Annotated in this window: 2 rRNA genes (1 of these 2 cut by a window edge); both read left to right on the top strand. The window is 56.2% G+C overall.

What is annotated here, in order from left to right:
• Positions 1 to 1,397 (top strand): 23S ribosomal RNA (locus ACWDR4_RS49690); it begins 1,810 nt to the left of the window's first position.
• A 93-nt stretch (positions 1,398 to 1,490) separates the two neighbouring features.
• Positions 1,491 to 1,597, top strand: a 5S ribosomal RNA gene (gene rrf / locus ACWDR4_RS49685); the annotation flags it as partial.

Raw genomic sequence — 1,597 nt, 5'->3', positions numbered from 1 at the left:
TAGGCTGAGACCTGATGCCGAGCCGATTGTGGTGAAGTGGATGATCCTATGCTGTCGAGAAAAGCCTCTAGCGAGTTTCATGGCGGCCCGTACCCTAAACCGACTCAGGTGGTCAGGTAGAGAATACCGAGGCGTTCGGGTGAACTATGGTTAAGGAACTCGGCAAAATGCCCCCGTAACTTCGGGAGAAGGGGGGCCATCACCGGTGATGGATTTTACATCCTGAGCTGGGGGTGGCCGCAGAGACCAGCGAGAAGCGACTGTTTACTAAAAACACAGGTCCGTGCGAAGCCGTAAGGCGATGTATACGGACTGACGCCTGCCCGGTGCTGGAACGTTAAGGGGACCGGTTAGTCACTCTTCGGGGTGGCGAAGCTGAGAACTTAAGCGCCAGTAAACGGCGGTGGTAACTATAACCATCCTAAGGTAGCGAAATTCCTTGTCGGGTAAGTTCCGACCTGCACGAATGGCGTAACGACTTCTCGACTGTCTCAACCATAGGCCCGGTGAAATTGCACTACGAGTAAAGATGCTCGTTTCGCGCAGCAGGACGGAAAGACCCCGGGACCTTTACTATAGTTTGATATTGGTGTTCGGTTCGGCTTGTGTAGGATAGCTGGGAGACTTTGATCATCGGACGCCAGTTCGGTGGGAGTCGTCGTTGAAATACCAGTCTGGTCGTGCTGGATGTCTAACCTGGGTCCGTGATCCGGATCAGGGACAGTGTCTGATGGGTAGTTTAACTGGGGCGGTTGCCTCCTAAAGAGTAACGGAGGCGCCCAAAGGTTCCCTCAGCCTGGTTGGCAATCAGGTGTTGAGTGTAAGTGCACAAGGGAGCTTGACTGTGAGACCGACGGGTCGAGCAGGGACGAAAGTCGGGACTAGTGATCCGGCGGTGGCTTGTGGAAGCGCCGTCGCTCAACGGATAAAAGGTACCCCGGGGATAACAGGCTGATCTTCCCCAAGAGTCCATATCGACGGGATGGTTTGGCACCTCGATGTCGGCTCGTCGCATCCTGGGGCTGGAGTCGGTCCCAAGGGTTGGGCTGTTCGCCCATTAAAGCGGTACGCGAGCTGGGTTTAGAACGTCGTGAGACAGTTCGGTCCCTATCCGCTGCGCGCGCAGGAACATTGAGAAGGGCTGTCCCTAGTACGAGAGGACCGGGACGGACGAACCTCTGGTGTGCCAGTTGTTCTGCCAAGGGCATGGCTGGTTGGCTACGTTCGGGAGGGATAACCGCTGAAAGCATCTAAGCGGGAAGCCTGCTTCGAGATGAGTGTTCCCACCCCCTTTGAGGGGTTAAGGCTCCCAGTAGACGACTGGGTTGATAGGCCAGATCTGGAAGCCCGGTAACGGGTGGAGGTGACTGGTACTAATAGGCCGAGGGCTTGTCCTCAGTTGCTCGCGTCCACTGTGTTGGTTCTGAAACCACGAACAACCCCATTGCCATGGTCACAGGCAGTGGTGCGGTTGATGTGTTTCACCGTGTTTCGGTGGTCATAGCGTGAGGGAAACGCCCGGTTACATTCCGAACCCGGAAGCTAAGCCTTACAGCGCCGATGGTACTGCAGGGGGGACCCTGTGGGAGAGTAGGAC

The organism is Streptomyces sp. NPDC000878, assembly GCF_053599695.1.
This window is presented reverse-complemented; position numbering and strand designations above follow the sequence as displayed.